Origin of the sequence: Rhodopseudomonas palustris, from assembly GCF_034479375.1 — a bacterium.
Taxonomy (GTDB): Bacteria; Pseudomonadota; Alphaproteobacteria; order Rhizobiales; family Xanthobacteraceae; genus Rhodopseudomonas; species Rhodopseudomonas palustris_M.
The window spans coordinates 4,832,272-4,858,226 of the sequence record NZ_CP140155.1; the positions used below are offsets into that span (position 1 = coordinate 4,832,272).

Sequence of the window (25,955 nt, forward strand, 5' to 3'; positions counted from 1 at the left end):
ATCGGGCGCGGCGCTATTTGACGACCACCTTGGCGCCCTTCGGCACGCGGCTGTAAAGATCGATCACGTCCTGGTTCAGCATCCGGATGCAGCCCGACGACACCGCCTTGCCGATCGTTTCGGGTTCGGTGGTGCCGTGGATCCGGTACAGCGTGTCCTTGCCGTCCTTGAACAGATACAGCGCCCGCGGGCCGAGCGGATTGGCGGCGCCGCCGTCCATGCCCTTCGCCCATTTGCCGTAGCGCTGCGGCTCGCGCGCGATCATGTTCTTGGTCGGGGTCCAATGCGGCCACTCGGCCTTGCGTCCGACATGGGCGGTGCCGCTGAACTCCAGCCCGGCCTTGCCGACGCCGACGCCGTAGCGCAGCGCCTTGCCGCCTTCCATCACCAGATAGAGAAAGCGCCGGTGCGGATCGACCACGACGGTCCCCGGCGGCTCGTCGGTCTTGTACTCCACCAGTTGCCGCACATAGGCCGGCTGCAGCTCGTCCGGCTCGATGCCGGCGATCGGGTGTTTGTCGGTGTCGATCGCCGCATAGCGCGCCGCGATCGCGGCACCCACCATGCTCTTCGGCGGGCCGGGATTCAGTTCGGCCTCGGATTGGGTGACGCAGCCGCCGAGCGTGACGGCGACGGCGACGAGGGCGAACCAGGACCGGACGGACATCGGCGGCTGAAATTCCACGCCGGTCACTTCGCGGGCGGGCGGGCGCGGGCCTGATCGACCACCTTTTTGAACGCGGCGGCGTCGAGCGCGGCGGCGACCTTGTAGGGCCCGATCAGGTACACCGGCGTTCCCTGCAGCCCCATCGCGTCGGCCTGCGACAGCGTGCGGCGCAGCAGCGCCGTGATGGCGTCGCCATGGGCGCCGAGATCGCTCTGCAGCTTCGTCATGTCGACGCCCGCCGCCGCGACGGCGTCGCGCATCTGGTCCTTCGAGATCCCGCGTCCGGGGATCGCCATCAGCGCGTCGTGCGCCGCCTGATACTTGCCCTGATACTTCGCGCCCAGCGCCATCTGCGCGCCGTACACCGATGCCTCGCTCAGGATCGGCCAGTCCTTGTAGACCAGCCGGATCTTGCCGTCGTCGCGCACCACTTTTTCGAGGTCGGGCTCGGATTTCTTGCAGTACGGACAGTTGTAGTCGAAATACGTCACGATCGTGAGATTGCCCTTCGGATTGCCGGCCTCCGGCGCGTCCGGGTCGCTCAGGATCGCCTTGACGTCGACGCCCTCCGCCCAGGCCGACGGCCCGCTGAAGAACTTCACCAGCGGCACGGTGGCGAGCGCGCCGAGGATCATCAGGGATTGTCTGCGGTTCATGGAATGCTCCTGTTGGACGATGATGGTCAGGACGACGCGCCGATACGCTGCAGCGTCTGGAAGAAACTGTCGGCCGACACCTCGCCGACGGTGCGGGCGGCGGTGATTTCGCGGCCGTCCTGCCGGTCGAGAAACACCACCGTCGGCGGGCCGACGATTTCGAAGCGCTTCATCAGCGCCGCGGTCTCGGCGTTGGTCCGGGTGACGTCGGCGCGGATCAGCGTGACGTCGTTCAGCCGCCGCCGGACCGCGGGATCGCCGAACACGTCGCGCTCCATTGTCTTGCACGAGGTGCACCAGTCGGCGGAGAAGTCGATCATGATCGGCTTGCCGCGCGCGCGGCCGTCGCTGATCGCCTGATCGAGCGCGGGTATCGACGTCACCGTCCGGGCGAAGATCGCCGTCGCCGCGGGCTGGTCGGCGCCGAACACCGCGAGCGGCCGCAGCGGATCGTCGCTGCCGCCGGCGGCGCCGACGATCAGCGTCGCGCCATAGACGAAGACGGCGACGCCCGCCGCCTTGCCGAATCGCCGCGTCGCGCCGCCGAGCGGCTCGAGCCGATCGAACGCGCCGAGAAACGCCGCGAGGCCGATGGCGAGGCCGGCCCACAGCAGCAACGCCACCGATCCCGGCAGCACCCGCGAGATCAAGGCGACCGCGAGGCCGAGAAACGCGAAGCCGAACAGTTTGCGGATCGTCACCAGCCACGGGCCGGAGCGCGGCAGCACGCCGGCGCCGAACAGCCCGACCAGGATCAGCGGAAAGCCCATGCCGAGGCCGAGCGCGAACAGCGCCGCGGCGCCGCGCAGCGTGTCGCCGGTCTGCGCGACATAGAGCAGCGCCGCCGCCAGCGGCGGTGTCACGCACGGCCCGACGATCAGCGCCGAGGTGAAGCCGAGCGCGGCGGCGCCGAGCCACGGCCCGGCGCGGCCATGCAGGCGGCCGGCGAGATCGCCGCCGAACCGCGCCGGCAGTTGCAGCTCGAACAGGCCGAAGCTCGACAGCGCCAGCGCCACATAGATCGACGCCATCACCGCCAGCGCCAGCGGCGCCTGCAACGCGCTCTGCAAATTCTGTCCGGACCACGCCGCCGCGACGCCGAGGGCGGCGTAAGCCATAGCCATTGCCAGGGTGTAGATCGAGGCCAGCGCGAAGCCGCGCGCCGGCGAGAGGTCGGGGCCGGAGCGCGTCAGCATGGCGGCGACGATCGGCACCATCGGCAGCACGCAGGGCGTGAAGGCGAGCAGCAGCCCGAATCCGGCGAACGCCAGCAGCAGCGGCAGCCAGCCCTGCGTCATCGACGGCAGCATCGAATCCGCGAAGGGCGCGGGCGTCTCCGCGGGCTCAGCGAGGTCCGGCAGCGTCGGCATGTCCGAGGGCCAGGCCGGGCCCGCGCTCGGCGTCGCGCCGCCGGCGACCGACACCTGATAGGTGCCGAGATCGACGCTCGCCGTCACCGGCGGATAGCAGATACCGCGCTCGGCGCAGCCCTGATAGCTCACCGTCAGCCGGCCCGCGCCGTTCACCGCATCGGCCGGAATCGTCGCGGTCAGGCCGTGGTGATAGACCTCGGTCATGCCGAAATTCGGATCGTCCTTGACCTCGCCGGCCGGCATCCGCAGCGCGACGCGGGCGCCGTCGGCGGTGGTGACGACGATCTTGTCGCGGTAGAGATAATCGCCCGGGGCGATCCGCCAGGTCAGGTCGACGCCGTCGGCGCCGGGCTGAACGCCGAGCTGGAACGGTGCGGTTTTGGCCGGACCGGCGGCATGCGCCATGCCGCCTCCCGCTGCGATCGCGACGAGCAGGATGAGCATGCGGAAGAGTCGGACTGCCATGGTTCCCCGGGGCCTGGATGGAATAGCGGCAGTGTCGTCGCCCAGCTTAAGCCAGCCTTAAGGCGCGCGGCCGAGAGCAGGGGCGTGGAGAACAGCTCGCGATGAGAATCCTGGTGGTCGAGGACGATGCGATGATCGCGGACGGCATCCGCGCCGGGCTGACGCTGGCCGGTGCGAGCATCGATTGCGTCGAAAATTGCGAGGATGCGGCGGCCGCGCTGGCCGCCAACACGTTCTCGGCCGTCGTGCTCGACATCATGTTGCCCGACGGCAGCGGCATCGATCTGCTGCGCAGATTGCGCGCCGGCGGCGACACCACGCCGGTGCTGCTGCTGACCGCGCTCGACGAGGTCGGCGACCGGATCGCGGGGCTGGATTCCGGCGCCGACGATTATCTCGGCAAACCGTTCGATCTCGACGAACTCGGCGCGCGGCTGCGCGCGATCATCCGCCGCCGCGACGGCCGCGCCGCGACCTGCCTCGAACACGGCGCGATCCGGCTGTTTCCGGCCGACAACAATGCGACGCTGGACGGCGCAGCGGTGCCGCTGTCGCGCCGCGAATTCGCGGTGCTGCACGCGCTGATGGAGCGGCCCGGCGTGCTGCGCTCGCGCGGCGAACTCGAGGAGCGGCTGTACGGCTGGGGCGACGAGGTCGAAAGCAACGCCGTCGAAGTCCACATCCACAATCTCCGCGCCAAGCTCGGGCGCGCCGCGATCGAGACCGTGCGCGGCGTCGGCTATCGGATGAGACCGCTATGATCGGATCGCTGCGTCTTCGCCTGTTCCTGGTGCTGTTCGGCGCCACCGGCATCGTCTGGATCGCCGCGGTGACGTGGATCTACACGAGCAGCCAGCGCGAGCTCGAGCACGTGCTCGATGCGCGGCTGCAGGAGGCGGCCCGCATGGTCGTCTCGCTGGTCGGCAATATGGAGGGCCGCGTCCCCGAGGCGCTGCCGGATGTTGCGTCAGCGCCGGCGACGCCCGGCAATTACGAGCGGCAATTGTCCTGCCAGGTGTGGTCGGTGCAGGGCCGGCTGATCGCGCGGTCGAGCGGCGCGCCGGATCGGAGTCTCAGCGATCAGGGCGCGGGATTTTCCGATCGGCAGATCGACGGCGAAACCTGGCGGGTCTATGCGACGGAGGATGCCGCCAGAGGCTATCGCGTGCTGGTCGGCGACCGGCTCGGGCTGCGCGACCGGCTGGTCGCCGATCTGGTCAAGGGACTGCTGTGGCCGGCATTGCTGATCGCGCCGCTGCTCGGCCTGCTGATCTGGATCAGCGTCGGTCGCGGGCTGCGGCCGCTGCAGGTGATCGCCTCCGATCTGGTCGGCCGCGACGCCGACGACATGCGCCCGGTCGACGCCAGCCGCACGCCCTCCGAGGTGATGCCGCTCGCCGACGCGCTCAACACGCTGTTCGACAAAGTCGCGCTGGCGCGGCGGCACGAGCGCGAGATCACAGCGTTCGCGGCGCACGAGCTGCGCAGTCCTCTGACCGGGCTCAAGACCCAGGCGCAGGTCGCATTGGCGACCACCGATCCGGCGGTGGCGCGGGCGGCGCTGCAGCAGATTCTGGTGGCGGTCGATCGCGCGACGCGGCTGGTGCGCCAGTTGCTGACGCTGGCGCGGCTCGACGCACAGGCGGAAACCGACGATCACGGCAGCGTCGCGATCCGGTCGCTGATCGACGACGTGGCGCGAATGACGCCGCGTCCCGAGGCCGTCGCCGTCGCGATCGACGACGATCTTGCCGGCGTGACGTGGAGCGGCAATCGCGAATGTCTCGAACTGGCGATCCGCAATCTGCAGGAGAACGCGATCCAGCACATGCCGGGCGGCGGCGAGGTGCGATGGCGCGCGGGCGCATCGCCGCGCTCGATCGTGATCGAGGACACCGGCCCCGGTGTGCCGGAGGACGAGTTGCCGAAACTCGGCCAGCGCTTCTTCCGCGGTCGCAACAAGTCGGCGATCGGCAGCGGCCTCGGCCTGACCATCGCGGCGCTGGCGCTGGATCGCACCGGCGCCGATCTGCAGACCGGCAATCGCCCCGATCGCCGGGGATTTCGAGCCGAGATCGTCCTGCGCCCTCCAGGCGGCGGAAGCCGGCCCCGTCAGCAGCCGCGCGGCGCCGGCGCGGGGCCCGTGCGTAGCGCCTGGAGCACTTCATCGATTGATTGAAGCGATATGGCCGTTGCCAGATGCACGGACTCCTCATCCTGAGGAGCCCGGCGAAGCCGGGCGTCTCGAAGGATGCGGCGACGCTGGGCCCGTGGCGCATGGTTCGAGACGGCGCTACGCGCCTCCTCACCATGAGGTTGTGCCTGTGGTGAGTGTCCCGGAGCGCCAGTGCTGATTCCATCAGGGACAGAACGGCTCTCTACCCGGCCGCGCGCGGCAACTGCCCCTGCGCGACCAGTTCGGCCGCGACCTGCTCGATGGTCTTGCGCTGCTCCATCGCGGTGCGCCGGATCAGCGCGAAGGCGGCGGGTTCGGCCAGCCCATGCGTCTGCATCACCTGCAGCACGGCGGTCAGCACAACACGCCGCGCCCGCAACCGCGCGTCCATCTTGGCGAGCTGGTGTTTGATGTCGTTGTTGCGCTCGAGCCGTTCGAACGCCATCACCAGCGCGGCATAGATGCCCGCCGAGCGCAGCGGCTTGATCAGGAACGACGCCGGGTCGAGATCGAGTACCAGCTTCAGCCGGCTCGGCGTCTCGGTGCCGAGCAGCACGATGACGGCGCCGCCCTCCGGAATTCGCGCATCCGCGGTGGCCAGCGGCAGAAAATCGTCGTCGATCAGCACGACGTCGGCGGCGCCGGCCGGCGCGCCCGGCGTCCACGCCGACAATTCGATGCCGAGCCGATCGAACTGCCGGCGGACGATCGACGCGTCGCGTTCGTCCTTGATGGCGGCGAGGGCCTTGCGGCCGCGGAGCGAGAAAGACGACGGCTTGCTCATTTGACGATCCTCAGGTGAGGCGCGTTCGGGACCCGCCCGTCTTGCGACGGCCGGACCGCGACGTCGAGTTGCGACAAATAAGGGTCGGGCTTCACGGGAGCATCCGCTTCCCAGAAGATATCGAACTGCCCTTGCGCGTTGGAAACGGCGAGCCGCGGCGTGAGGACGCAGTGATTGTTGTCGCCGTCGATCCACACCGGACCCTGCGGCGAGTCGTAACGATAGAAGGCGGCGGCGCGGCGGACTTCGTTCACCTGCGACGTGCCGGCGCGCTGCACCGCACGCGCCAGCAGGAACACCGCCACATAGGCCGATTGGCCGTCGACCGAGGGGCTGCTGTCGTCGCCGTAGCGCGCCTTCCAGCGCGCCACGAAGGCGCGGTTCTCCGGCAGGTCGATGCTCTCGAAATACGCCGAGGAGGTGATGCAGCCGGCGGAAGCGGGGCCGACGATCTTCAGCTCCGGCTCGCACAGGCTGCAACTCAGCATCGGGATGCCGAGGCCCGCGGCGGCGGTGCCGGCCTGGAAAGCGCGGATGAAATCGTAGCTCGAACTGCCGACCAGCGTGTTGAACACGATCGGCGGCTTGCGCCGCACGATCTCGTCGACGATGTGCGCGACCCGGCCTTCGCCGAGTTCGAGCAGCCGCTCGGCGACGATGCGGCCGTCCGCGGCGGTGACCAGTTCGCGGGTGACGCGGTTGGTCTCCCAGGTCCAGACGTAGTTGGAGCCGACGCAGAAGATCTGGCGCGAGAGATTGTCGAGCACGTAGCGCACCAGCGGCACCACGTTGTGATTGGGCGACGCGCCGACATACATCACGTTGTCGGAGCACTCGAAGCCTTCGTAGCGCGCCGGATACCACAATAGCCGCTCGGTGCGCTCGACGATCGGCAGCACCTGCTTGCGCGACGCCGAGGTGTAGCAGCCGACGATGTGGTCGACGCCGACATTGCGGATCAGATCGTCGCAGGCGGTGTGATATTCCGAGATGACGCCGCCGGGATCGCGGACATGGGCGGTGAAGCTGAAATCGAAATCGGGGCTGTCGTTGACCTCGTCGATCGCCATCAGCGCCGACTTCAGGATCTCGCGCCCCATCGCCTGATAGGGGCCGGATTTCGAACTCAGAAGTCCGACCGGGATCGACGGCTTCGTCATGGATCGCTTTCGCTGGCGCAGGGCGCGCATGAGATCACCAACGCCGCGAACTGATCAAGAGCGCCGCTGCCGAATTGCTGCGCAGCACTCGTGCAGGATTTGTGCAAGCTGCCTCGTTGACATTGCGAAGCTCCCCACCCTAGACTTTCGTCGTTGGGTTGCTGATCGAACTGAACTTGTATTTGGCCGACGACGTCCGAATCCGGGTTCGACTGACACGTTCGATCGCGCGCCCGAGCGAAAGATCATAGCCGCGGCATCCGAGCCATTCGTCGCCCCGTTTCGGGGGACGGGTGGCTTTTTTCGTTTTGCCGCTGACGACCGATTGGCGATGCCCACGCATCGCCGAAACGCGGCCGCATGCGCGGACGGTCGCGCACGAAGAACTGGTTGGGGAGTGAATGCGGATGGCGACGACGGATCTTCATTATCGCGGACTGATCGAGATCGGCCGCGACATTCAGGCGAAGAAGCTCTCGCCGGTCGAGGTCACGCAGGCGATGCTGCAACGCATCGACAAGCTCGACGGCCAACTGAAGAGCTACGCCACCGTCACGCCCGAACTGGCGCTGGACGAAGCCGCGGCCGCCGAGAAGGAGATCGCCGCCGGCAGGATCAGGAGCCCGCTGCACGGCGTGCCGATCGCCGTCAAGGATCTGTGCTGGGTCAAGGGCGTGCCGGCGGCGCACGGCATGACCATCCATCGCGACTTCCGCCCGACGGAAGACGCCACCGTGGTGACGCGGCTGAAGGACGCCGGTGCGATCATTCTCGGCAAGCTGCAGCAGACCGAAGGCGCCTACGCCGATCATCACCCGAAGATCGATCCGCCGAAGAATCCGTGGGACGCCGAATTGTGGTCGGGCGCGTCGTCGAGCGGCTCGGGCTCGGCCACCGCGGCCGGGCTGTGCTTCGGCTCGCTCGGCACCGACACCGGCGGCTCGATCCGGTTTCCGTCGGCCGCCAATGGCATCACCGGGCTGAAGCCGAGCTGGGGCCGGGTCAGCCGTTACGGCGCCTATGAACTCGCCGCCACGCTCGATCACATCGGCCCGATGGCGCGCAGCGCGATCGATTGCGGCGCGATGCTGAGCGTGATCGCCGGCGCCGATCCGAACGACACCACGGCGGTGCCGCTGGCCGTGCCGGACTACACGGCGAATCTGCCGGGCGATCTGAAAGGCGTGGTGATCGGCATCGATCGCCGCTGGACCACGCAGGGCACCGACGAGGCCGCCGCGAAGGTGCTCGACGACGCGCTGCGCGTCGCCAAGGACCTCGGCGCGACGATCACCGAGATCGTCTTCCCGGATGCGCAGGCGGTGACCGACGACTGGTTTCCGCTGTGCGGCATCGAGGCGGCGGTGGCGCACGAGGCGACCTATCCGGCGCGCAAGGACGAATACGGCCCGGGCCTTGCGGGGCTGCTCGACCTCGGCCGCGCCCAATCCGGCATGGACTATCAGAAGATCGTGCTGCGGCGCGAAGCGTTCCGCGGTGCGGTCCGGGCGCTGTTCGAGACGGTGGATCTGATCGCCGTGCCGGCGCAGGCCTATGCGGTGCCGACGCTGGCCAAGATGGCGTCGCTCGGCGAGGACGCCTCGCTGATCGGCGGACTGCTGCGCTTCACCTGTCCGTTCGACATGACCGGCAGCCCGACCATCACGCTGCCCGGCGGCTTCGCGGCGAACGGCGGCCCGATCGCGTTCCAGTTCGTCGGCCGCCATTTCGACGAGGCGCGCCTGGTCGCCGCCGGCGACGCGTTCCAGCGCGCCACCGACTGGCACAGTCGCCATCCCGCTCTCTGAGTCCGAAGGAGTCTCTATGTCATCGGAAGATTGGTTGAAGAGTTCGATCATGGCGCAGCGCGGCGTCGCCAAGGGCGCGGCCGGCGCGACGCATAGTCTGACGATCGAACAGCAGGGCGCGTTTCACTACGTCTACGGTCCCTATGCCAAGCCGACGCTGTCGATCGAGCCCGGCTCGGTCGTCGTGGTCGAGACCGAGGATGCGTTCGGCGGCGCGATCACCAGCGAGACCGACAGCCCGACCGCGAAGCTGAACTTCCCCTATCTCAACCCGCAATGCGGCCCGATCGCCGTCGAGGGCGCCAGGAAGGGCGACTGCCTCGCGGTCTATATCCGCGACGTCGAGACCCGCGGCGAGCAGCCCGCCGGCACCACCTGCATCATGCCGGAATTCGGCGGCCTGGTCGGCACCGGGCAGACCGCGCTGCTCAATCCGCCGCTGCCGGAGCGGGTCCGGAAGCTCCATGTCGATCGCGACGGCATCAAATGGAGCGACAAGATCACGCTGCCCTACGAGCCGTTCATCGGCACCATCGGCGTCTCGCCGGAGATCGAGGCGATCTCGTCGCTGCAGCCGGATTATCACGGCGGCAACATGGATCTGCCCGACGTCGCGCCCGGCGCGGTGATCTATCTGCCGGTGCACACCGAGGGCGCGCTGCTCTATGTCGGCGACTGCCACGCCACCCAGGGCGACGGCGAACTGTCCGGCGTGGCACTGGAACAGCGCGCCACCGTGACGCTGCAGGTCGATCTGATCAAGGACTGGCACTTCGCCTGGCCGCGGCTGGAGACGAAGGACTTCATCATGACGATCGGCAGCGCGCGCCCGCTCGAGGACGCGGCGCGGATCGCCTATCGCGAGCTGACGCGCTGGATGGCGTCCGATTACGGCTTCGACGAGATCGACGCCTACATGCTGCTCAGCCAGGCCGGCCGCATCCGCCTCGGCAACATGGTCGACCCCAAATACACCATGGGGGCGTCGATCCTGAAGAACTACCTCAAGGCGTAACTCGGCTCGCAACAAGGGGACGATCAGACATGCACACCAGACATTTGCTTCGCACGGCCGTGCTCGGCCTCGCGCTCGGAGCGCTCGCGCCGTTCGCTGCTCACGCCGCCGACCCGCCCCTCAAGGTCGGCCTGCTCGAGGACATCTCCGGCGATCTCGCCTTCATGGGCATGCCGAAGCTGCACGGCTCGCAGCTCGCGGTCGAGGAGATCAACAAGAGCGGCGGCATTCTGGGCCGGCAGATCGAGCTGATCCATCTCGATCCGCAGGGCGACAATGCGCGTTATCAGGAATTCGCCCGCCGCCTGCTCAACCGCGACAAGGTCGACGTGCTGATCGGCGGCATCACCTCGGCGTCGCGCGAGGCGGTGCGCCCGATCGTCGATCGCACCAAGACGCCGTATTTCTACACCAACCAGTACGAAGGCGGCGTCTGCGACGCCAGCATGATCAGCATGGGCGCGGTGCCCGAGCAGCAGTTCTCGACGCTGATCCCCTGGATGGTCGAGAAGTTCGGCAAGAAGGTCTACGTCATCGCCGCGGACTACAATTTCGGCCAGATCTCGGCGGAGTGGAACCGCAAGATCATGAAGGATCTCGGCGGCGAGGTGGTCGGCGAGGAGTTCATCCCGCTCGGCGTCTCGCAATTCGCCCAGACCATCCAGAACATCCAGAAGGCCAAGCCCGACTGGTTGCTGACCATCAATGTCGGCGCCGCGCAGGATTCGTTCTTCGAACAGGCCGCCGCCGCCAATCTCAATTTGCCGATGGGCTCGTCGATCAAGGTGATGCTCGGCTTCGAGCACAAGCGCTTCAAGCCGCCGGCGCTGAACAACATGCACGCCACCGCCAACTGGTTCGAGGAGATCGACACGCCGGAAGCCGAAGCCTTCAAGAAGCGCTGGAAGGCCAAGTTCCCCGACGAGATGTACATCAACGACATGGGCTACAACGCCTACAACGCGCTCTACATGTACAAGACGCTGGTGGAGAAGGCGAAGTCGACCAAGCTCGAGGACATGCGCAAGGTGATCGCCGCCGGCGACGCCTGCATCGACGCCCCCGAGGGCAAGGTCTGCATCGATCCGAAGAGCCAGCACACGTCGCACCGGATGCGGCTGATCTCGGTCGGGCCGAAGCATGAAGTGAAGGTCGAGAAGGATTACGGCACGATCCAGCCGTATTGGCTCGGCGAGATCGGCTGCGATCTCACCAAGAAGAACGACAAGGATCAGTACACGCCGAGCCATCTGCCGAAGAAGTCGTGACGTGACGCGGCACTGATCTTGCAGAGTAGCTGCGTGACCCATCACCATCGCCTCGGCGCCGCGCGTTTGCGGCGCCGGGTTCCGCAACCAGGAGCCCAAGATGTCGGCTGAAGTGTTCTCGGTCTTCTATCAGTTCGCCGACGTCTTCGCCTTTCTGATCCTCTCGGCCGCGGGCCTCGCCATCGTGTTCGGCATGATGGGCGTGATCAACATGGCGCATGGCGAGTTCATCATGTGCGGCGCCTACGTCACCGTCGGCCTGGTCAATCTCGGCGTGCCGCTGCCGATCGCGCAGATTCTCGCCGCGATCACCGCCGGGCTGATCGGCGTCGTGGTCGAGTATCTGATCGTGCGCCGTTTCTACAAGCGCCCGCTGGATTCGCTGCTCGCGACCTGGGGCCTCAGTCTGATCGTGACGCAGTCGATGCTGCTGATCGTCGGCTCTTCGGTGCGCGGCATCGGCACGCCGGAGGGCAGCTTCGCGATCGGCGACTACACCTTTTCGTCCTATCGGCTGGTGCTGTTCGCCGCCGCGGTCGCGGTGCTGGTCGGGCTCTTCATCGTGTTCATGAAGACGCGGTTCGGCGTGATCGCGCGGGCGACGATGCAGAACGCCGCGATGGCGCGCGCGCTCGGCGCCCGCACCGGGCGGATCTACGCGATCAGCTTCGGCATCGGCGCCGGCCTCGCCGGCCTGTGCGGCGCGCTGTATGCGCCGACCATGACGCTGATCCCGACCATGGGCGCGACCTTCGTGGTCGAGAGTTTCGTCACCGTGGTGATCGGCGGCGCCAATGTGCTGCTCGGCACCGCGCCGGCGGCGCTGCTGCTGGCGGCGATCCGGATGACGCTGAACGCGAGCTACGGCCAGATCATCGGCCAGATCGGCATGCTGGTGGCCGTCATCCTGATCATCCGGGTGCTGCCCGAAGGATTGTCGAGCGTGCTGGTGCGACGTGGACGCTGAGCGGAGGAAGCGATGATCAGACTGCTCGAAGGTCCGCAGACGCTGGGGCGCGGCCCCGTCTTCTGGTCCTGCTTTCTCGCCGTGCTGGCGGGGGCGCTGGTCTATCCGCTGTTCGCGGATTCCTACGACGTCGGCAATTTCTCCTACTTCCTGATCTGGATCTTCATGGCGCTCGGCCTGTGCCTGATGTGGGGCTATGGCGGCATGCTGTCGTTCGGCCAGACGCTGTTCTTCGGCATCGCCGGCTATGCCTATGGCGTGCTGGCGATCAACATGGGCGGCGGCACCGCCACGATCGCGGCGCTGCTGCTGTCCGTGGTGATCGCGATGATCGCCGCCGGCATCCTCGGCTATTTCATGATCTGGGGCGGCATCAACGGCATCTTCTTCGGCATCGTCACGCTGTCGGCGACCTTGGTGCTGGCGTTCTTCCTCGGCCAGACCGCCGGGCCGGAATGGCGGATCGGCGAGGCCCGGCTGAACGGCTTCAACGGCATGAAGGGCATGGATCCGCTGGCGATCGGCGATCTCTATATCGAGGGCTCGGCGCTGTATTACGTCATGGTCGCGCTGATCGTGATCGTCTATCTGGCGCTGCGGATGCTGGTGAATTCCGGCATCGGCAACGTCATCGTCGCCACCCGCGAAAATCCGCAGCGCGCCGAAATGCTCGGCTACGACGTCCGCAAGTATCAGCTCTTGACCTTCGTGCTCGGCAGCGGCCTCGCCGGGCTCAGCGGCGCACTCTATACGTCGTGGGGGCAGTTCATCACGCCGTCGAGCATCGGCCTGCCGGCCGCCGCCATGCCGATCGTCTGGGTCGCGTTCTCCGGCCGCAGCGATCTGACGGCGACGTTGGTCGGCTCGTTCCTGCTGCTGTTCGGCTTCCAGACCATCACCATCTACAGCCAGCAGGCCGCGCTTGTGCTGATGGGCGCGCTCCTGCTCGCCACCGTGATGGCGGCGCCGCAGGGATTCGTGCTCGGCATCGGCAAGTTCATCGCCGGTCGGATCGGGCGGCGCGGCAAGCGCGGCGACGACGCGGCGTTGCCGGCCGCGAGCGCCCTCAAGACGGACGAGGCCTGATCATGGCGCTGGTCGAGGTCAAGGGCGTCTCCAAGCGGTTCGGCGGATTGAAGGCGGTCTCCGACGTCGATCTGAGCGTGATGGCCGGCGAGGTGCATTGCCTGATCGGCCCCAACGGCGCCGGCAAGAGCACGCTGTTCAAGCTGATCGTCGGGCTGTTTCCGCCGACCAGCGGCAGCATCCTGTTCGATACGGTCGACATCACCGCCGAGCGGCCGTTCGCGCGGGTGCAGCGCGGCATGAGCATCAAGATGCAGGCGCCGAGCGTGTTCAAGGAACTGCCGGTGCTGCAGAACATCCAGATCGCGCTGCAGGAGCGCACCTCCGGCGCCGAGCGCGCGCGCGAGGAAGAGCGGCTGCTCGAATTGCTCGGCCTGGCGCAGGATCGCGCCAAGATGGCCGGCGCGCTGTCGCACGGCCAGCAGCAATGGCTGGAGATCGGCATGGCGCTGGCGCTGCAGCCGCAATTGCTGCTGCTCGACGAGCCGACCGCCGGGATGTCGCCGGAAGAGACCTTCAAGACCGGCGAACTGATCAAATCGTTCAACGCCGAGGGCATGACGGTGCTGGTGGTGGAGCACGACATGGCGTTCGTGCGCCAGATCGCGCAGCGCGTCACCGTGCTGCATCTCGGCAAGATCTTCGCGCGCGGCAGTCTCGATGAAATTCTGCAAGACGAGCAGGTCGCCGAGATCTATCTGGGGAAGACCCATGCTCACTAACACCGGGTTCACCAAGGCGGCGCCCCCCGCGGTCGATCGCATCCTCGACGTCAGGGGATTGTGGGCGGGCTACGGCGCCACGCCGATCCTGCAGGGCGTCGACATGACGATCATGCGCGGCGAGATCGTCGGCGTGATCGGCCGCAACGGCGTCGGCAAGTCGACGCTGATGCGCTGCATCATCGGGCTGCTCGAGAGCTGGCGCGGCACCATCGCGTTCATGGATCGCGACGTCACGGCGCTGCAGGCCGATGCCCGGGCGCGCGCCGGCTTCGGCTACATCCCGCAGGGCCGCGACGTGTTTCCGCAGATGAGCGTCGAGGAGAATCTGCAGGTCGGCGAACTGATCGGCGGCCCCAAGGGCAAGAAGCTGCCGGAGATGGTCTACGAATACTTCCCGCGGCTGCGCGAGCGGCGCAAGCAGATCGCCGGCACGATGTCGGGCGGCGAGCAGCAGCAACTCGCGATCGGCCGTGCGCTGATCGGCAATCCGGCGCTGATGATTCTCGACGAGCCGTCCGAGGGCATCCAGCCGTCGATCGTGCAGCACATCTGCGAGGCGCTGAAATCGTTCCGCAGCGAGCTCGGCACCACGATCGTGTTCGTCGAGCAGAACCTCGACACGATTCTCGCGATCGCGCAGCGCTGCTACATCATGGAAAAGGGCCGGATCACGCATTCGCTGGTCGGCGACGAGGTCAACGAAGACAAGGTCCGCGCGCAATTGCTGCTGTAGCGGGGCGCGGTTCGCCACATTCGCATCATGACGGCGTGCGGCGGCACGCGCGGCAACAGGGGAGACGACAATGGATCTGGGATTGAAGGGCGCCAAGGTGCTGGTCACCGGCAGCACCAAGGGGATCGGCCGCGCGGTCGCCGAGACCTTCGCGGCGGAAGGCGCCGATGTCGGCATCTGCGCGCGCAATCAGGCCGATGTCGACGCCGCGGTGGCGGCGCTGAAGGGCAAGGGCGTCAACGCTTTTGGCGGCGCGGTCGACGTCTCCAACGGCCCGGCGCTGAAGGCCTGGGTCGCCGACATGGCGGCCAAGCTCGGCGGCATCGACGTTATCGTCGCCAATGTCAGCGCGCTGGCGATCGGGCAGGACGAGGAAAGCTGGGAGAAGGAATTCGCCACCGACATGATGGGCACGGTGCGGCTCGTCGACGCCGCGATGCCCTATCTGGAGAAAAGCGCCGCCGGCGCGATCGTCACCATCTCCAGCGTGTCGGGCCGCGAGGTCGATTTCGCCGCCGGCCCCTACGGCACCTTCAAGGCCGCAATCATCCACTACACCCAGGGGCTGGCCTATCAGCTCGCGCCCAAGAACATCCGCGCCAATTCGGTGTCGCCGGGCAATACGTATTTCGAAGGCGGCGTCTGGAATCAGATCAAGGACGGCAATCCCGAACTCTACAAGGCCGCGCTCGCGCTCAATCCCACCGGCCGCATGGGCACGCCGCAGGAAATGGCCAATGCAGTGGTGTTCCTCGGCAGCCGCGCGGCGAGCTTCATCACCGGCACCAACCTCGTCGTCGACGGCGCGCTCACCAAGGGCGTGCAGTTCTAGCGCGCGGCCGGCCGTCTGTCTCCACGGAGTGGAAGGACTCTCCCCGTCATTGCGAGCGAAGCGAAGCAATCCAGCACGGTGCACTGGGCTTCTGGATTGCTTCGTCGCTTCGCTCCTCGCAATGACGGATCGGACGGTCGTCGAATATCCAGTCGAATAGCGTGAAGGCCGCGCCAGCTTGGGCTCGCGCCGCACCAGGAAACGCACCGAACAACAAGGCGTCAACAATGACCGCGGACCTGCACTACGCATCGATCACCGAGCTCGGCGAGCTGTATCGCCGCAAGGCGCTGAAGCCCTCCGAGGTGACGCAGGCCTCGCTCGACCGCATCGCGCAGCTCGACAAGCGCTTCAACGCCTATGCGACCGTGCTCGCCGAGCGCGCGATGCGGCAGGCGAAGCAGTGCGACGATGAGCTTGCCAAGGGCATCAGCCGCGGCCCGTTGCACGGCGTGCCGATCGGGCTGAAGGATCTGTGCTACACCAGCTTCGCGCCGAGCGCCGGCGGCACCACGATCCACAAGGAATTCGTGCCGTCGTTCAACGCCACCATCGTCGACCGGCTGGAGCGTGGCGGCGCCGTCGCGCTCGGCAAGCTGAAGATGACCGAGGGCGCCTATACCAGCCATCACCCGGACGACGCCGCGCCGCTCAATCCGTGGAACGTCGATTACTGGGTCGGCTCGTCGTCGACCGGCTCCGGCGTCGCGACCTCGGCGGGGCTTTGCTATGGGTCGATCGGCAGCGACACCGGCGGCTCGATCCGGTTTCCGTCGGCGACCTGCGGGCTCACTGGTATCAAGCCGACCTGGGGCCGCGTCAGCCGCTATGGCGTGTTTCCGCTGGCGGATTCGCTCGATCATGTCGGCCCGATGTGCCGCAGCGCGGCGGACGCCGCCGCGATGCTCGGCGTGATCGCGGGCAGCGACCCGAACGATCCGACGGCGCTGCGCGCGCCGGTGCCGAACTATCTGGCGCAGATCAATGACGGCATCCGCGGGCTGCGGATCGGGGTCGATCGCCGCTACACGCAGGACGGCATCGATCCGCAAGTGGTCGCCGCGCTGCGCGAGGCCGAGCGCGTGCTCGCCGATCTCGGCGCGACGATCCGCGAGGTGACGTTTCCCGACTACGCCACACTGGTCAGCCAATGGATTCCGATGTGCTCGGTCGAGACCGCCGAGGCGCATCTTGCGACCTACCCGTCGCGCAAGGCGGAGTACGGTCCGGATCTGGCGCAACTGATCGAGCAGGGCCACGCCACGACCGGCGTCGAGATCGCCGCGATCCATCACGAGCGATTGAAGTTCACCGGCGCGCTCGCCGCTCTGTTCGAGGAGATCGATCTTCTCTTGGTGCCGACCATGCCGGTGCCGATCCCGACGCTGACCAGGATGAGCGAATACGGCGCCGATCCGAACGTGCTCCTGAACATCCTGCGCTTCACCGCGCCGTTCGACTTCAGCGGCAGCCCGACCATCACCCTGCCGATGGGCATGGCGGCGGACGCGATGCCGCTCAGCCTGCAGCTCGTCGGCCCGCATCTGTCGGAGCACGTGCTGGCCCGCGCCGGTCAGGCCTACCAGTCGGTCACCGACTGGCACACCAGGCGACCGCCGATCGGGTAATCGGGTGCCGGTATGGCGCGATCGGCGAGGGGATGGGGCTGCGCTGCTTGCGGCAAGCCGTGCCACGGGTTTGCCACCGGTTTGCCGCATCCCGGCGAAAATCCGCCCGAGGCCCGCAAAACCATCAAAATGTCTGCAATGTCAGGGATTTGACTGGTGCTGCCGGGGAGGATCGAACTCACGACCTCTCCCTTACCAAGGGAGTGCTCTACCACTGAGCTACGGCAGCATAAGCCGCTGCGGGAATCAGCCTCGACGGCCCCGTGCGACGGGCCGATCCTTGCCACAGGGCATCCGCCGGCGCAAGCGTGCCGCGCGGTCTTGGCGGTGAAAAAGCGGCGGTCACCGAAACCGCGCCGGTCTGCAAAGCGCGATGGATAACAAAGGGATGCCGCCAGCCGCAACGGCTCCGCCGGGGATGCGACTTTAGCCCGGGGGCGGTTTGAGCTTCATTTCCAGCAGTCGCGGTCCGATCCGGTTCCCGACCGCCTCGGCGACTGCCGACAACGCCTTCAGCGGCCGCATCATCACCTCGAATTCCAGAATCAAGCCATCGGCGCCGAGACGCATCAGGTCGATGCCGGTGAGATGCAATTGTCCGATATCGGCGCTGAATTCGAGCCCAGCCTCGCAAGGTCCGGCGACGAATGTTCGTCGATAGCAAACGTTGTCGAGCGCTTCGGCGACTGCGCTCAACACCAGCAAGGATGCGTCGCGGCCCCGGATCGGCGACTGCACTGCGGGCGAATGAAACATCACCTGTTCGTCCAGCAACCTCCGCAAAATGTCCGCGTCGCCGGTGGGTAGAGCCTTGTGCCAGCCCGCAATGGTCCGTTGCGACGCTGCCGCCAGCGCATATGTGTGATTCGACATTCCGTCTCTCCAAAATCGATCATTCAAATGCAGCACCGCGATCGCAAAATAATGAAAGCGGCGATCGCCGAAGGTCACGAGCAAAGCACGCTATGAACGATACGCCTATCCGACCGCCGCAGGGGGCCTCCGCCCGTCAGGCGCGACTGCGCGATGCGTTGCGCGAGAACCTGAAGCGTCGCAAGCTGCAGGCGCGCGGCCGCGCGGACCAGCCGAAGGATCCGGGCGATGACGCCGGAATCGTTCAAGACATCGATATCGGGAAAGCAGATGACGCGACTTGATGCGACAGCGCAGCAGGCCGAAGGACGCCATCGATGACCGGCGCCGAGATTGACGGATCCGACCTCGACGGCCACGCGCGGGCCTATCCGCGTTACGACCAGACCTTTCCGGTGCTGACCCCGGCCGAAATCGAGCGCATCCGCCGCTTCGGCGAGATGCGGCGCTTCGCCGACGGTGAGCTGCTGTTCGAAACCGGCAAGATCGGCCCAGGCATGTTCGTGGTCCTGGCCGGCCATGTGGCGGTCACCCAGCGCGACGGCCTCGGCCATGTGACCCCCGTCGTCGAACAGGGACCTGGGCAATTCCTCGCCGAAATCAGTCAGTTATCCGGCCGGGTCGCACTGGTCGACGGCCGCGCCGAGGGCGACGTCGAGTGCCTGCTGATTCCGCCGGAGCGGCTGCGGGCGCTGCTGGTCGCGGAGGCGGATCTCGGCGAGCGCATCATGCGGGCGCTGATCCTGCGCCGCGTCAACCTGATCCGGGGCGGCGTCGGTGGTCCGGTGCTGATCGGCTCCGCGACGTCGTCCGACGCGGTGCGGCTGATGGGCTTCCTCACCCGCAATGGCTGGCCGTTTCATCTGCTCGACCCTGCGACCGACCGCGACGCTGCAGACCTGGTGACGCGCTTTTCGCCGAGGCCGCACGACCTGCCGCTGGTCGTCGCCTCCGATGGAACGGTGCTGCGCAATCCGCGGGAAGCCGATCTGGCCCGTGCAATGGGAATGATCGGCAAACTCGACCCGGGCAAGGTCTATGACGTCGCCATCGTCGGCTCCGGCCCCGCGGGATTGTCGACGGCGGTGTATGCGGCGTCCGAAGGACTGTCGGTCGCGGTCTGTGATCAGCGCGCATTCGGTGGGCAGGCCGGCGCCAGCGCCCGGATCGAGAACTATCTCGGATTCCCGACAGGGATTTCCGGCCACGCGCTGACCGCGCGCGCCTTCAACCAGGCCCAGAAGTTCGGCGCCGACATCATGATCCCGGTCGAGGTCAAGACGCTCGAATGCGGCAGTGACGACGGCACCTTCGCGCTGACGCTCGACGACGGAGCAGCGCTGCGCGCTCGTGCGATCGTCGTCGCCAGCGGCGCGCGCTATCGCCGGCCCGAAATCGCCAATCTCGCAGCGTTCGATGGCCGGGGAGTTTATTATTGGGCGTCGCCGATCGAAGCGCGGCTGTGCAAGGATCAGGAGGTGATCCTGGTCGGCGGCGGCAACAGCGCCGGACAGGCCGCGGTGTATCTGTCGACGCATGCGGCGCGCGTCCATATGGTGATCCGCGGCGGCGGCCTCGCTGCCAGCATGTCGCGCTACCTGATCGAGCGGATCGAATCGACCGCGAATATCGAACTGGTGTTCAATACCGAGATCGTCTCCGTGGACGGATCGCCCGATGGCGGTCTGGAGCGCGTCACACTACGCAGCCGTCTGTCCGGTGAAGACGGGACGATGGATGTGCGGAATCTGTTCTTGTTCGTCGGTGCCGATCCGGCCACCGGCTGGCTCAATGGCTGTGGCGTCGCGCTCGACCGGGCCGGTTTCGTGGTCACCGGGGCGCCTGCCGCAGACGACCGCCCGCGGCCGGTGCAGGCGCTCGAAACATCGGTGCCGGGTGTGTTCGCCGTCGGCGATGTGCGCTCGGGGTCTGTCAAGCGGGTCGGCGGCGCGATCGGCGAGGGCGCACAGGTGGTCGCGGCGCTGCACGGCTTTCTCGCGGATTCGCTGCAGCCGGTGAAGTAGTTGGCTCGGCTGCCTGGGCCGACGGCACGATGCCGGCGGCGAGGAGCAGCAGCGAGATGATCCGGACGATGTGCGACGGCAGCAACTGAAAGAACGGGAACAGAAACCCGGTCACGCTGGTGCGGATCGTCGGCTTTGCTGATCTTCGCCGCTGCAATCGTGGTCGGCCGGCGCCGAGGATATCGTGCGCCCAAACAAAAGCCCCGGCGAGATGCCGGGGCCGTTGTAGTCGATCTGGACTGTCAGACCGGATTGGAGCGCTGATCAGCGACCGGTTCCGGTCTGCGTGCCGTTATTGTTGCCGCTCGGGCCGACGTCACCCTGGGTGGACGACGGAGTCGGGTGATTGGCGCCGTTCATGCCTTTGCCGCTCATCCCGGTGGTCGCCCCGGGAGCCATGGTGCCCTTGGCCGGCGCCATGGTGCTCGGCTGGCCGTTGCCGACATTCTTCGACCCCATCGCATTGCCGCGCGAATCGGTCTGGCTCTGAGCCGCAGCAGCCAGCGTCGTGGCCAGCAGGGTGGCGGCGGCGATACCGGTAATCTTGGACATTCGGGACTTCATGTAACCTCCATTGATCGGTTTCGTCTTGTCTGTGCAGAACTTGATCAACGGTATGTTTGGTGCTCCGTTCCGACGGAACAGCACGTCATTGGTGGGAGGCTGGCGTCGGGCGAGTTGCAGTGACATATGACCGCGTAGAGGGTGTGCCGAGGAACGCGGGCGAGGCCGCCGGGTTTGTCGACAATCACGGAGAAAAACAGATGAAACACAGTTTGAAGCACCTGGGCTCCCGGTCGCGGGGGGCCGCGCTCGCGCTGGCGTCGGTGATCGTCGCAGGCGGCCTGTTTGCCGCTGCCCCGGCCGAAGCTCGCGATTACGCCTATTGCCTGACGTCGCCGGGATACGGCTATCCTGGCGATTGCAACTATGCGTCTTACCGGCAGTGCATGGCGGCGGCGTCCGGCCGGTTGGCGGATTGTAACGTCAATCCGCGCGTCTCCTTCCGCGAGCCGAGGCGGCGGGATTTCAGGACCTACGGCGACCGCTGGTAGAGCAGGGCACCATCGACCAGAGAATCAACGGATGGCTGGCCGTCCGTTGATTCATGGGCGATTGCGGCTGATCGCAGCCGCCGCTCATGAAATCGCCTCAAACGCCACGCTTTTGCCATCAGCGGCGCTCCTGCCGTATAACTCCACGGCAAACAGCGGGAATCGGCATGGATCGCATTCGGATTATCGGCGGCAACAAGCTGAACGGCACCATCCCGATCTCGGGCGCCAAGAACGCGGCATTGCCGTTGATGATCGCCGCGATGCTGACCGACGAAACGCTGATCCTGGACAATGTGCCGCGCCTCGCCGACGTCGCCCAGTTGCAGCGGATTCTCGGCAACCACGGCGTCGACATCATGGCTGCCGGCAAACGGCCCGGCGACCATGAATATCAGGGCCAGACCCTGCATATCTCCGCGAAGAACATCATCGACACCACCGCGCCCTATGAGCTGGTGTCGAAGATGCGCGCGAGCTTCTGGGTGATCGCGCCGCTGCTGGCGCGGATGCACGAGGCCAAGGTGTCGCTGCCCGGTGGCTGCGCCATCGGCACCCGCCCGGTCGATCTGTTGATCATGGCGCTGGAAAAGCTCGGCGCCGAGCTCTCGATCGATGCCGGCTATGTCGTCGCCAAGGCGCCCGGCGGCCTGAAGGGCGCGACCATCGAATTCCCCAAGGTGACTGTCAGCGGCACCCACGTCGCGCTGATGGCGGCAACGCTCGCCAAGGGCACGACCATCATCGCCAATGCGGCTTGCGAGCCGGAGATCACCGATGTCGCCGACTGCCTCAACAAGATGGGCGCGAAAATCACCGGCGCCGGCACGCCGCGCATCCTGATCGAGGGCGTCGCCAGTCTGCACGGTGCGCGGCACACCGTGCTTCCCGACCGGATCGAGACCGGCACCTATGCGATGGCGGTGGCGATGACCGGTGGCGAGGTCCAGCTCTCCGGCGCCCGGCCCGAGCTGCTGCAGTCGGCGCTCGACGTGCTGACGGAGGCCGGCGCCACCATCACGGTCAACAATGACGGCATCAGGGTCGCGCGCAACGGTGCCGGCATCAGCCCGGTCACCGTCTCCACCGCGCCGTTTCCCGGCTTCCCGACCGATCTGCAGGCGCAATTGATGGCGCTGATGACGCGCGCCAAGGGCGCCTCGCACATCACCGAAACGATCTTCGAAAACCGCTTCATGCACGTTCAGGAGCTGGCGCGGTTCGGCGCCCGCATCCAGCTCGACGGCGAGACCGCGACCATCGACGGCGTCGCCAGGCTGCGCGGCGCACCGGTGATGGCGACTGATCTGCGCGCCTCGGTGTCGCTTGTGATCGCGGCGCTCGCGGCCGAAGGCGAGACCATGGTGAACCGGATCTACCATCTCGACCGCGGCTTCGAGCGGCTCGAGGAGAAGCTCTCCGCCTGCGGCGCCAGCATCGAGCGCATCAGCGGATGAACCATGCCGCGGGGGCTGCCTTGGGCCAGTTGAAGCTTCTCGCTCTGGATCCCGACGATCTCGCCGTGATCTCGGCGCACGTCCAGGATGCCAGCGTCGAAACCGGCGACATCGTCTGGCGCCAGGCCGAGAAGCGGTTGGTGGTCGGGCTGCACCGGCTCGACTGGGAGCAGACCCTGTCGGGTGCGCCGGTGCCCGGCCGGCTGATCGCGGCATTGCGATTCGATCGGGTGCTGGCCTGCAAGTCGCGCAATATCGCGATCGATGCTCCGGAGACCGCGCTCGAAATGATCGGGATCGAGTTCTATCCGGCGCAGGAAGCGCCGGCCGGCAGCGTGGTGCTGATGTTTTCCCGCGGTGGCATGCTGCGGCTCGACGTCGAGTGCCTCGAATGCGCGCTGACCGATCTCGGGCCTGACCCTCTCGGCGCCGACGCTGCCGGGAGCGACTCTCCCGAGGACCTCGGCGGTCTCGCCTGAGACCGCCTTGCCCGGTGGATCGGAGCCGTCCGGCAGGTCCGGCATAACCCTTGAGGCATAAGGGTTGACGGCGGTAGGGCGGCGCGCCATTGAGCATTCGCGGCCTTGTGGGCCTTTGTGACTCCGGAAGCTTCCAATGCCAGTTCGTCTCGACGCCGCCAGCACCGATTTCTCCACACAATTCAAGGCCTTCCTGGCCATGAAGCGCGAGGTCGCGGCGGATATCGAGGCCGCCACAAGGGCCATCGTCGACGACGTCGCGGCGCGCGGCGACGCGGCGCTGCTGGAGGCTACGGCGAAGTTCGACCGGCTGACGCTGGACGCGGGCGGCCTGCGCATCACGGCGGACGAGATCGACGCCGCTGTCCGGGCCTGCGACCCGGATACCATCGACGCGTTGAAATTCGCCCGCGACCGCATCGAATTCTTCCATCGCCGGCAATTGCCGAAGGATGATCGCTTCACCGACGCGCTCGGCGTCGAGCTCGGCTGGCGCTGGAGCTCGATCGAGGCGGTGGGTCTGTACGTGCCCGGCGGCACCGCGGCGTATCCGTCCTCGGTGCTGATGAACGCGATCCCGGCCAAAGTCGCCGGCGTCGACCGCGTCGTGATGGTGGTGCCGTCGCCGGACGGCAAGCTCAACCCGCTGGTGCTGGCCGCCGCTTCGCTCGGCGGCGTCACCGAGATCTACCGCGTCGGCGGCGCCCAGGCGGTGGCGGCGCTGGCTTACGGCACCGCGACGATCGCGCCGGTGTCGAAGATCGTCGGCCCCGGCAACGCCTATGTGGCGGCCGCCAAGCGGCAGGTGTTCGGCCGCGTCGGCATCGACATGATCGCCGGCCCGTCCGAGGTGGTGGTGGTCGCCGACAGCACCGGCAATCCGGACTGGATCGCGGCCGATCTGCTGGCGCAGGCCGAGCACGACGCCAATGCGCAGTCGATCCTGATCACCGACGATGTTGAACTCGCCGACGCCGTCGAACGCGCCGTGACGGCGCAGCTCACGACGCTGCCGCGTGCCGACATCGCCCGCGCCTCGTGGGACGCTTATGGCGCCGTCATCAAGGTGGCGAAGCTCGACGACGCGGTGGCGCTGGCGGACGCGATCGCCGCCGAGCATCTCGAAATCATCACCGCCGATCCGGAGGCTTTTGCGGCGAAGATCCGCAATGCCGGCGCGATCTTCCTCGGCGCGCACACGCCGGAGGCGATCGGCGACTATGTCGGAGGCTCCAACCACGTGCTGCCGACCGCGCGTTCGGCGCGGTTCTCGTCGGGTCTCGGCGTGCTCGACTTCATGAAGCGCACCTCGATCCTGAAATGCGGCCCCGAGCAGCTCGCCGCGCTGGGCCCGGCGGCGATGACGCTCGGAGAAGCCGAGGGACTGCAGGCTCACGCGCGCTCGGTGGGACTGCGTCTGAATCGGCGATGAGCACACCGCAACCAGACGATTCCAACAATCGCATCGTCGCGGTGACGCTCGACGAGGAATCGATCGGGCGCTCGGGACCGGACATCGAGCACGAGCGCGCGATCGCGATCTACGACCTGGTCGAGAAGAATCTGTTCGCGCCGGAAGGCGCGGGCGAGGGCCCGTTCACGCTGCATATCGGCATCACCGGCTCGCGGCTGATGTTCGACATCCGCCGCGAAGACGGCACGCCGGTGGTGGCGCATTTGTTGTCGCTGTCGCCGTTTCGCCGCATCGTGAAGGACTACTTCATGATCTGCGACAGCTACTATCAGGCGATCCGCACCGCGACGCCGGACAAGATCGAAGCCATCGACATGGGCCGCCGCGGCATCCACGATGAAGGCTCGCGCACGCTGCAGGAACGGCTCGCCGGCAAGGTGCGGATCGACTTCGAAACCGCGCGCCGGCTGTTCACGCTGATTTCCGTGCTGCACTGGAAGGGCTGACGCATGATCGGGGTGGTCCGCCTGTCGAAGCGAGCCTGACCTGATGGCGCCAGCGCGGCAGCCGCAAGCGGTGCTGTTCGCCTGCGGCATGAACAGCGTTCGCTCGCCGATGGCCGAAGGATTGCTGCGCAGCATCGCGCCGCGCACGATGTATGTCCGCTCCGCCGGCGTGAAGACGCAGCCGCTCGATCCGTTCGCGGTGGCGGCGATGGCGGATCGCGGCATCGACATCGCCAAGCACAAGCCGATCACCTTCGAAGACCTCGACGATTACGAGGGGATGAATTTCGATCTGATCGTGACGCTGTCGCCCGAGGCGCATCACAAGGCGCTGGAGCTGACCCGCAGCCACGCGATCGACGTCGAATATTGGCCGACCTTCGACCCCACCGGCGCCGAAGGCAGCCGCGAGCAGAAACTCGCCGCCTATCGCGACGTCGCCGAAACCCTGATGCAACGCATCTACAAGCGCTTCGGCCGGCACAGCGGGGCGAACGAGTAGTTCGGCTTTCTGCGTCGGCGCTGCAGCGCGCATTGCGTAACCTCTCCCCGCGCGCGGCAGGGCGATCGCATATGAAAGTTCGCGCTCGCGACGCGCATCACCCTCCCCTGGAGGGGGAGGGTCGCTCGCGCAGCGAGCGGGGTGGGGTGGCGAAGAGTTCATCCGCCGTGCCCGCTTCTCACCCCACCCCGTCACGCATCCCGCACCGCGGGCTGCGTGACGCCCCTCCCCCTCGAGGGGAGGGTGAAGAGAGTCCGTGCAATAGCCTCGAATTCCATATGCGATTGCCCTGCCGCGCGCCG

General features: G+C 67.1%; 26 protein-coding genes and 1 tRNA gene. 19 read left to right on the top strand and 8 right to left on the bottom strand.

Annotated elements, in window-relative coordinates; genetic code table 11:
- Window positions 1-13 precede the first annotated feature (13 nt).
- The 3 genes from SR870_RS21905 to dsbD are packed head-to-tail and all read right to left on the bottom strand — an operon-like array spanning window position 14 to window position 3,161.
- Window positions 14-667 (bottom strand): L,D-transpeptidase, encoded by a 654-nt coding sequence (locus SR870_RS21905; protein WP_322515601.1) that lies wholly within the window; start codon window positions 665-667, stop codon window positions 14-16.
- Between the two features lie 23 nt (window positions 668-690).
- Window positions 691-1,323, bottom strand: a complete 633-nt coding sequence (locus SR870_RS21910; RefSeq protein ID WP_322515602.1) for a DsbA family protein — start codon at window positions 1,321-1,323, stop codon at window positions 691-693.
- Window positions 1,324-1,349: 26 nt separating this feature from the next.
- A complete protein-coding gene (gene dsbD, locus SR870_RS21915) occupies window positions 1,350-3,161 on the bottom strand; it encodes a protein-disulfide reductase DsbD (RefSeq protein WP_416221106.1) in 1,812 nt (603 codons plus the stop codon).
- Between the two features lie 101 nt (window positions 3,162-3,262).
- On the opposite strand from dsbD, the gene SR870_RS21920 reads away from it, so the two are divergent.
- Together SR870_RS21920 and SR870_RS21925 are read left to right on the top strand one after the other, a co-directional pair.
- On the top strand, window positions 3,263-3,922 hold the full coding sequence (locus tag SR870_RS21920) for a response regulator transcription factor (protein WP_322515604.1): 660 nt from the start codon (window positions 3,263-3,265) through the stop codon (window positions 3,920-3,922).
- Window positions 3,919-5,340, top strand: a complete 1,422-nt coding sequence (locus SR870_RS21925; RefSeq protein ID WP_322515605.1) for a sensor histidine kinase — start codon at window positions 3,919-3,921, stop codon at window positions 5,338-5,340. Before SR870_RS21920 ends, SR870_RS21925 begins: the two co-directional genes overlap by 4 nt.
- 199 nt (window positions 5,341-5,539) lie before the next feature.
- Here the strand turns inward: SR870_RS21925 and SR870_RS21930 are convergent, their stop codons facing one another.
- Entirely contained in the window at window positions 5,540-6,121 is a 582-nt protein-coding gene (locus tag SR870_RS21930) for an ANTAR domain-containing response regulator (RefSeq protein ID WP_322515606.1), read from the bottom strand.
- Complete coding sequence (locus SR870_RS21935; RefSeq protein ID WP_322515607.1) at window positions 6,118-7,281, bottom strand: transporter substrate-binding domain-containing protein; 1,164 nt, start codon at window positions 7,279-7,281, stop codon at window positions 6,118-6,120. The genes SR870_RS21930 and SR870_RS21935 overlap by 4 nt, the downstream gene beginning before the upstream one ends.
- A 407-nt stretch (window positions 7,282-7,688) precedes the next feature.
- On the opposite strand from SR870_RS21935, the gene SR870_RS21940 reads away from it, so the two are divergent.
- From SR870_RS21940 to SR870_RS21980, 9 genes are all read left to right on the top strand, one after another.
- Window positions 7,689-9,089: an amidase gene (locus tag SR870_RS21940; protein WP_322515608.1), complete on the top strand. Its 1,401-nt coding sequence runs from the start codon at window positions 7,689-7,691 to the stop codon at window positions 9,087-9,089.
- A 16-nt stretch (window positions 9,090-9,105) separates the two neighbouring features.
- Window positions 9,106-10,104: an acetamidase/formamidase family protein gene (locus tag SR870_RS21945; RefSeq protein ID WP_322515609.1), complete on the top strand. Its 999-nt coding sequence runs from the start codon at window positions 9,106-9,108 to the stop codon at window positions 10,102-10,104.
- A 29-nt stretch (window positions 10,105-10,133) separates the two neighbouring features.
- A complete protein-coding gene (locus SR870_RS21950) occupies window positions 10,134-11,372 on the top strand; it encodes an urea ABC transporter substrate-binding protein (protein ID WP_322515610.1) in 1,239 nt (412 codons plus the stop codon).
- 100 nt (window positions 11,373-11,472) lie between these two features.
- Window positions 11,473-12,339, top strand: a complete 867-nt coding sequence (locus SR870_RS21955; RefSeq protein WP_322515611.1) for an ABC transporter permease subunit — start codon at window positions 11,473-11,475, stop codon at window positions 12,337-12,339.
- Window positions 12,340-12,351: 12 nt separating this feature from the next.
- Window positions 12,352-13,425: a branched-chain amino acid ABC transporter permease gene (locus SR870_RS21960; RefSeq protein ID WP_322515612.1), complete on the top strand. Its 1,074-nt coding sequence runs from the start codon at window positions 12,352-12,354 to the stop codon at window positions 13,423-13,425.
- Between the two features lie 2 nt (window positions 13,426-13,427).
- Window positions 13,428-14,147 carry an ABC transporter ATP-binding protein gene (locus SR870_RS21965; RefSeq protein WP_322515613.1) on the top strand — a complete coding sequence of 240 codons (720 nt, stop codon included), beginning with the start codon at window positions 13,428-13,430 and terminating at the stop codon, window positions 14,145-14,147.
- On the top strand, window positions 14,137-14,883 hold the full coding sequence (locus SR870_RS21970) for an ABC transporter ATP-binding protein (protein WP_322515614.1): 747 nt from the start codon (window positions 14,137-14,139) through the stop codon (window positions 14,881-14,883). Before SR870_RS21965 ends, SR870_RS21970 begins: the two co-directional genes overlap by 11 nt.
- Before the next feature lie 70 nt (window positions 14,884-14,953).
- Window positions 14,954-15,715 carry an SDR family NAD(P)-dependent oxidoreductase gene (locus SR870_RS21975; RefSeq protein ID WP_322515615.1) on the top strand — a complete coding sequence of 254 codons (762 nt, stop codon included), beginning with the start codon at window positions 14,954-14,956 and terminating at the stop codon, window positions 15,713-15,715.
- Between the two features lie 227 nt (window positions 15,716-15,942).
- Window positions 15,943-17,343, top strand: a complete 1,401-nt coding sequence (locus SR870_RS21980; protein ID WP_322515616.1) for an amidase — start codon at window positions 15,943-15,945, stop codon at window positions 17,341-17,343.
- A gap of 154 nt (window positions 17,344-17,497) precedes the next feature.
- Here SR870_RS21980 and SR870_RS21985 read toward each other — a convergent pair.
- A tRNA-Thr gene (locus SR870_RS21985) sits at window positions 17,498-17,572 on the bottom strand.
- 197 nt (window positions 17,573-17,769) lie between these two features.
- Window positions 17,770-18,294 carry a nuclear transport factor 2 family protein gene (locus SR870_RS21990; protein ID WP_322515617.1) on the bottom strand — a complete coding sequence of 175 codons (525 nt, stop codon included), beginning with the start codon at window positions 18,292-18,294 and terminating at the stop codon, window positions 17,770-17,772.
- A 14-nt stretch (window positions 18,295-18,308) separates the two neighbouring features.
- Between SR870_RS21990 and SR870_RS21995 the strand changes: the two genes are divergently transcribed.
- Together SR870_RS21995 and SR870_RS22000 are read left to right on the top strand one after the other, a co-directional pair.
- A complete protein-coding gene (locus SR870_RS21995; protein ID WP_322515618.1) occupies window positions 18,309-18,500 on the top strand; it encodes a hypothetical protein in 192 nt (63 codons plus the stop codon).
- Between the two features lie 33 nt (window positions 18,501-18,533).
- A complete protein-coding gene (locus SR870_RS22000) occupies window positions 18,534-20,240 on the top strand; it encodes an FAD-dependent oxidoreductase (protein WP_322515619.1) in 1,707 nt (568 codons plus the stop codon).
- Window positions 20,241-20,504: 264 nt separating this feature from the next.
- On the opposite strand, the gene SR870_RS22005 is transcribed toward SR870_RS22000, so the two are convergent.
- The gene (locus tag SR870_RS22005) at window positions 20,505-20,804 is read right to left on the bottom strand and encodes a hypothetical protein (protein ID WP_322515620.1); all 300 of its coding nucleotides are present in this window, start codon (window positions 20,802-20,804) and stop codon (window positions 20,505-20,507) included.
- 200 nt (window positions 20,805-21,004) lie between these two features.
- On the opposite strand from SR870_RS22005, the gene SR870_RS22010 reads away from it, so the two are divergent.
- The 6 genes from SR870_RS22010 to SR870_RS22035 all read left to right on the top strand — a co-directional run bounded on the left by SR870_RS22010 (window position 21,005) and on the right by SR870_RS22035 (window position 25,653).
- On the top strand, window positions 21,005-21,295 hold the full coding sequence (locus SR870_RS22010; protein ID WP_322515621.1) for a DUF3551 domain-containing protein: 291 nt from the start codon (window positions 21,005-21,007) through the stop codon (window positions 21,293-21,295).
- Window positions 21,296-21,462: 167 nt separating this feature from the next.
- Complete coding sequence (murA, locus tag SR870_RS22015) at window positions 21,463-22,752, top strand: UDP-N-acetylglucosamine 1-carboxyvinyltransferase (protein WP_322515622.1); 1,290 nt, start codon at window positions 21,463-21,465, stop codon at window positions 22,750-22,752.
- A 20-nt stretch (window positions 22,753-22,772) separates the two neighbouring features.
- Window positions 22,773-23,231 carry a DUF2948 family protein gene (locus tag SR870_RS22020; protein WP_322515623.1) on the top strand — a complete coding sequence of 153 codons (459 nt, stop codon included), beginning with the start codon at window positions 22,773-22,775 and terminating at the stop codon, window positions 23,229-23,231.
- Window positions 23,232-23,367: 136 nt separating this feature from the next.
- Window positions 23,368-24,663 (top strand): histidinol dehydrogenase, encoded by a 1,296-nt coding sequence (gene hisD, locus SR870_RS22025; RefSeq protein WP_322515624.1) that lies wholly within the window; start codon window positions 23,368-23,370, stop codon window positions 24,661-24,663.
- Complete coding sequence (locus SR870_RS22030; protein ID WP_322515625.1) at window positions 24,660-25,151, top strand: UPF0262 family protein; 492 nt, start codon at window positions 24,660-24,662, stop codon at window positions 25,149-25,151. The genes hisD and SR870_RS22030 overlap by 4 nt, the downstream gene beginning before the upstream one ends.
- Window positions 25,152-25,194: 43 nt before the next feature.
- Window positions 25,195-25,653, top strand: coding sequence for a low molecular weight phosphatase family protein (locus tag SR870_RS22035; RefSeq protein ID WP_322515626.1), 459 nt, complete (start codon window positions 25,195-25,197; stop codon window positions 25,651-25,653).
- The last annotated feature ends 302 nt before the right edge of the window (window positions 25,654-25,955 follow it).

Bases quoted from the DNA above. Each gene is read 5' to 3' on its own strand.
- SR870_RS21905 (WP_322515601.1), bottom strand. From the start codon at position 667: ATGTCCGTCCGGTCCTGGTTCGCCCTCGTCGCCGTCGCCGTCACGCTC.
- SR870_RS21910 (WP_322515602.1), bottom strand. From the start codon at position 1,323: ATGAACCGCAGACAATCCCTGATGATCCTCGGCGCGCTCGCCACCGTG.
- dsbD (WP_416221106.1), bottom strand. From the start codon at position 3,161: ATGGCAGTCCGACTCTTCCGCATGCTCATCCTGCTCGTCGCGATCGCA.
- SR870_RS21920 (WP_322515604.1), top strand. From the start codon at position 3,263: ATGAGAATCCTGGTGGTCGAGGACGATGCGATGATCGCGGACGGCATC.
- SR870_RS21925 (WP_322515605.1), top strand. From the start codon at position 3,919: ATGATCGGATCGCTGCGTCTTCGCCTGTTCCTGGTGCTGTTCGGCGCC.
- SR870_RS21930 (WP_322515606.1), bottom strand. From the start codon at position 6,121: ATGAGCAAGCCGTCGTCTTTCTCGCTCCGCGGCCGCAAGGCCCTCGCC.
- SR870_RS21935 (WP_322515607.1), bottom strand. From the start codon at position 7,281: ATGACGAAGCCGTCGATCCCGGTCGGACTTCTGAGTTCGAAATCCGGC.
- SR870_RS21940 (WP_322515608.1), top strand. From the start codon at position 7,689: ATGGCGACGACGGATCTTCATTATCGCGGACTGATCGAGATCGGCCGC.
- SR870_RS21945 (WP_322515609.1), top strand. From the start codon at position 9,106: ATGTCATCGGAAGATTGGTTGAAGAGTTCGATCATGGCGCAGCGCGGC.
- SR870_RS21950 (WP_322515610.1), top strand. From the start codon at position 10,134: ATGCACACCAGACATTTGCTTCGCACGGCCGTGCTCGGCCTCGCGCTC.
- SR870_RS21955 (WP_322515611.1), top strand. From the start codon at position 11,473: ATGTCGGCTGAAGTGTTCTCGGTCTTCTATCAGTTCGCCGACGTCTTC.
- SR870_RS21960 (WP_322515612.1), top strand. From the start codon at position 12,352: ATGATCAGACTGCTCGAAGGTCCGCAGACGCTGGGGCGCGGCCCCGTC.
- SR870_RS21965 (WP_322515613.1), top strand. From the start codon at position 13,428: ATGGCGCTGGTCGAGGTCAAGGGCGTCTCCAAGCGGTTCGGCGGATTG.
- SR870_RS21970 (WP_322515614.1), top strand. From the start codon at position 14,137: ATGCTCACTAACACCGGGTTCACCAAGGCGGCGCCCCCCGCGGTCGAT.
- SR870_RS21975 (WP_322515615.1), top strand. From the start codon at position 14,954: ATGGATCTGGGATTGAAGGGCGCCAAGGTGCTGGTCACCGGCAGCACC.
- SR870_RS21980 (WP_322515616.1), top strand. From the start codon at position 15,943: ATGACCGCGGACCTGCACTACGCATCGATCACCGAGCTCGGCGAGCTG.
- SR870_RS21995 (WP_322515618.1), top strand. From the start codon at position 18,309: ATGAACGATACGCCTATCCGACCGCCGCAGGGGGCCTCCGCCCGTCAG.
- SR870_RS22000 (WP_322515619.1), top strand. From the start codon at position 18,534: ATGACCGGCGCCGAGATTGACGGATCCGACCTCGACGGCCACGCGCGG.
- SR870_RS22005 (WP_322515620.1), bottom strand. From the start codon at position 20,804: ATGAAGTCCCGAATGTCCAAGATTACCGGTATCGCCGCCGCCACCCTG.
- SR870_RS22010 (WP_322515621.1), top strand. From the start codon at position 21,005: ATGAAACACAGTTTGAAGCACCTGGGCTCCCGGTCGCGGGGGGCCGCG.
- murA (WP_322515622.1), top strand. From the start codon at position 21,463: ATGGATCGCATTCGGATTATCGGCGGCAACAAGCTGAACGGCACCATC.
- hisD (WP_322515624.1), top strand. From the start codon at position 23,368: ATGCCAGTTCGTCTCGACGCCGCCAGCACCGATTTCTCCACACAATTC.
- SR870_RS22030 (WP_322515625.1), top strand. From the start codon at position 24,660: ATGAGCACACCGCAACCAGACGATTCCAACAATCGCATCGTCGCGGTG.
- SR870_RS22035 (WP_322515626.1), top strand. From the start codon at position 25,195: ATGGCGCCAGCGCGGCAGCCGCAAGCGGTGCTGTTCGCCTGCGGCATG.